General features: G+C 25.1%; 5 protein-coding genes. 1 reads left to right on the forward strand and 4 read right to left on the reverse strand.

The window, feature by feature from the left end; translation table 11 throughout:
- Positions 1 to 189: 189 nt before the first annotated feature.
- From J7M77_RS00060 to J7M77_RS00075, 4 genes are all read right to left on the reverse strand, one after another.
- The gene (locus tag J7M77_RS00060) at positions 190 to 702 is read right to left on the reverse strand and encodes a transcription termination/antitermination NusG family protein (RefSeq protein ID WP_367236498.1); all 513 of its coding nucleotides are present in this window, start codon (positions 700 to 702) and stop codon (positions 190 to 192) included.
- Positions 703 to 708: 6 nt separating this feature from the next.
- Positions 709 to 1,212, reverse strand: coding sequence for a transcription termination/antitermination NusG family protein (locus J7M77_RS00065; protein ID WP_296874798.1), 504 nt, complete (start codon positions 1,210 to 1,212; stop codon positions 709 to 711).
- A 74-nt stretch (positions 1,213 to 1,286) separates the two neighbouring features.
- The gene (locus J7M77_RS00070) at positions 1,287 to 2,216 is read right to left on the reverse strand and encodes a site-specific integrase (protein ID WP_296874799.1); all 930 of its coding nucleotides are present in this window, start codon (positions 2,214 to 2,216) and stop codon (positions 1,287 to 1,289) included.
- A gap of 541 nt (positions 2,217 to 2,757) precedes the next feature.
- On the reverse strand, positions 2,758 to 3,180 hold the full coding sequence (locus J7M77_RS00075) for a very short patch repair endonuclease (protein ID WP_296874800.1): 423 nt from the start codon (positions 3,178 to 3,180) through the stop codon (positions 2,758 to 2,760).
- A gap of 96 nt (positions 3,181 to 3,276) precedes the next feature.
- Here J7M77_RS00075 and J7M77_RS00080 point away from each other — a divergent pair.
- Positions 3,277 to 4,126, forward strand: an 850-nt coding sequence (locus J7M77_RS00080) for a DEAD/DEAH box helicase family protein (protein WP_296874801.1), incomplete at its 3' end; no start/stop codon positions are given.

The following is a 4,126-nucleotide window of genomic DNA, read 5'->3' on the forward strand; positions in this document are numbered from 1 at the left end:
ACCTTATTTTCAAATGGTTTTATCATCAAATTCCCCCTCTCCTTTTAAACACAAAAAAACCATATATATAATATATGGCCAATCAAATATTCTTTTTTATACAGTTTTCCTATCCAATAATACAATTATTATTGGACTGATTAGCATATTTTCGAATATTATTTATAAGTCATCCAAACGTTATAAACTCTATTCTGCTTTTCGATCAACTGTAAAACCACAAATAATGTTTCTATTTAGAAACTGTATACTTAAATAAGCTTGCCTTCTATAAAAATCCACTTTTCTAATTTCATTAGAATAATGAACCAATGGCCCCTCTAAAGCAACAGAATGACCATCTATTCTTTTACCATAACTCATTTTTAAAATTCCTTGTTGATTTAAAAGATTTTCAAACAAATGAATTTCATCTTTGGTTAAAGATGAAACATCATCTTTTTTAAGTTCCTTTATCAATCCGCTTTTTTCATCACCTAAATTAACTAAAAAATCCCGAAACTCATTTCTACTTCTTTTAGTTAATACAAATAAATATCCAGGAAACATATTTGTTAATACCAAATGATCAACATCCCTACGATATGTTTCCATTCTAGGAATAAAAGCAAATATATCTTCTTTGGTATTTAAACGATTCATTAGCTGTTCTATTTTATAATGTTGACAATAAAGGATATAACAATTTTTATTTATTTTCATAAATTATTATGATTTTGCTTTAACTTCTAATGGCAATTTCATTAAAAAATCACCTAAATTAAAATCCAATAATGCTATTCGATGATGTCTATTGATTTTAACCACATAATCCTCTAATCCCACTAATGGTCCTGTATCAACAACAAGCTTAGAATTAACTATATTCCCGATAGAATGACGAATTGTATCTTCACCATTAAATAATCGATCAAAAATACCAGAATTTTCCTTTTGCATAGTAACTGAGTTACCTTGCTTTATTAAAGTAACTGAATTTTCAACAGATTTAAAAAATTTCTTATATTTCTTTAAAAAAGAATTTTCATCTAAATCACATTTAATAAAAATATAATTTGGATACATATCTTTGATAACATAATCTTTTACACTTTTGATGTTATACCATTGTTCTACCTTTGGTATAAATGCAAAAGTATCGCTTTGACTATTAAAGAAATTAATTAACGACGTCGATAAATCGGGTCTATACTGTAAAAAATACCAATACATTTAATCACATCTTTCTTTCAACAATTTATTAAAAAATAAGTAGATTGCCGTAGAATAGTGAATTACCCGACCCGTTATTTAGGAATTTTATTAATTTGTTCTTTTTTGTAATCTAGGGTAGGATGAACATATAAATTCATAGTTGTTGTAATACTTGAATGACCTAACAATTCACTTAAAATTTTAACATCCATACCATATTTGACACAATTAGTTGCAAATGTATGTCTTAAAATGTGGAAAGTAGCTTTAATATCTAGCAACCCACAAATCTTTTTAAAATTTCTTTGAACATTTCGTGGTTCTGGAATTTCTAAACTATTTGAAATAATAAATGTTTTAGATGATTTAGGATTGCTTTCAGCTTTGTACGCCAATAAAAACTCTGCCAAGAAATCAGTCATCACTATTACCCGTTTTGAAGATTGAGTTTTTGGTTCAAAGATCATTTTACTTGTTTTAGAGTTTTTAGAATCCTCATCTTTTATACGTTGAACAGTTCTAACAACAGATATTGTTTGGTTTTTAAAATCAATATCTTCCCATTTTAATCCACAAACTTCACCTATTCTCATTCCAGTATACAAACTTATATAAATAGCTACAGTAGTATAACTAGTGTTACTTAAACAATAGTTAACCATTTTGTCTTTTTCTTCATCAGACAAAACACATATTGGTAGTTTATTTTCGCTAATTTTAAAATATGAGAAATTGATATCTTTTATATCATAAACATCTTTTCCATAATTTAAAATTGATCTTAATACATATCTAATTATTTTAATACTGCTTTTTGATAACAGATAATTTGAAATTAACTTTTCAAAATAGTCACGACAATTAGATTCGTCTATTTCTGTAATATCCTCAATATAAAATAATTCTTTTAAATACACATTAATTATATTTTTGTATTTAATTCTCGTAGAGTATTTAACTGAAAATTTTTTCACCTCCAACCATTCATTTGATAATTCTACAAAACTAATTTTTTCATTCATTTTCATTTCCTCCTTATTATTAGTTTTATACTATTATTAAATAAAAATTTTAATGAAATATAAAATGATATAGTAAAAAAATTTATGAAAACGCAAAAGTATTGCAAAATATTACGTTAATTAAACAAAAGTAATTTTTCTCTTTTAATTTCATTTAAGTTATGTTATATTAGGTGTCGTAGAATTCACTATTGTACGACACATTTTAGGTTAATCCTAAAAAAATAAAGTATAAAACGGGTATGCTTTAGATAATTAACAAATAAAATAACTGGGGATTTCTAAAAATATCGTGTTTTACGGTAACAAGAAATCTCCTTTTTGTTAATAAAAAACATTTCATCCAATAAATCAAACTTACATGTTCTTCATTTAAACCATAATACTTTTATCTAAATTAAATCACATCATTATTTCTCTTTTCACATACATTTTAACATTGCTTTTAAATTAAATCATTGAATTGTAAATTCAATTTTTTTATCAAATAAAAAAACCAAAGAAAATATCCTTGGTCACATATTATTTATTATATTTACTATTAAAAACAATTTTCCTTAATTTCTTGAATCAATTCTTTCATTCGATATTCAAAACATTCCTTTATCTCACATTCCCAAACAACTATTACTTTATAATCCATTTGCTTTAATTCTTGATAATGCTTAATATCATTTTCTACATTTCGATTAATTTTATTTAACCAATAGTCCTTTCTTGTCTTTGGCAATGTCGCATAGCGACAATTATAATGATGATGCCAAAAACAACCATTAATAAAAATAACTGTTCGATACTTTAAAATAACTAGATCTGGTGTTCCCGGCAACTCTTTTACATTTTTTTGATATCTAAAACCATGATGATATAAATATTTTCTAACCTTTAATTCAATTGAAGTATCTTTACTTTTAATATGCGACATATTTCTAGATCGCTGCTGTTTATTCATTATATCAGTCATTATCATCACTTCCTAATTTAATTCTATCACCATTTAAATCAATTCACTAGTTATTATCATAAAAATCCTTTATACTAATTCTTGGAGGAATATTTAATGGATACTATAATTAAACCAACAATTAATCAGCCTAAGCTATTAATTAATAATAAACAAAATGATATTAAATTATCTCATGAGTTAATTAATTTATTAAATAATTGTACTAGTTTCTATTTTTCAGTAGCCTTTATTAATAAATCGGGACTAGCTGTTTTAAAACAAACTTTACTTGAATTACAAGATAAAGGTATTCAAGGAAAAATCATTACATCAACATATTTAAATTTTAATCAGCCTGATGTATTTTATGAATTGCTTAAATTTAATAATATTGAAGTTAGAATTTATGATCAAAAAGATACTGGTTTTCATTGCAAAGGCTATATTTTTAAAAATATCAATGATTATGATATTATCATCGGCAGTACTAACTTAACTCAAAGTGCTTTATCAATTAATCAAGAATGGAATTTGTTAGTTCATGGAAATCATGATGATGAAACAGTTAATAATACATTGTTAGAATTTAAATTCCAATGGGATAAATCAACTCCCCTAACAGCTAACTGGATCAAATCTTATCAACAAATCTATCAATTACAAAAGATAAATGAAAAACAAGTTCCATTATCAATTAAACCTAATAAAATGCAAATAGAAGCATTAAATAATTTAGCTAAGTTAAGAAAACATCAAAATAAAGCCCTACTAATTTCAGCTACGGGAACTGGTAAAACTTATTTAAGTGCCTTTGATGTCAAAAACACTAATCCTAAAAGAATGTTATTTGTTGTTCACCGTGAAAATATTGCTTTAGCAGCCAAAAACTCTTTTAGTAATATAATTAAAAATCATAGTTTAGGAATTTTTACCGGAAACACCAAAGATCTAGATGCTGATTATC

The sequence above is a fragment of the Thomasclavelia sp. genome (assembly GCF_017889095.1).
Taxonomy (GTDB): Bacteria; Bacillota_I; Bacilli_A; order Erysipelotrichales; family Coprobacillaceae; genus Thomasclavelia.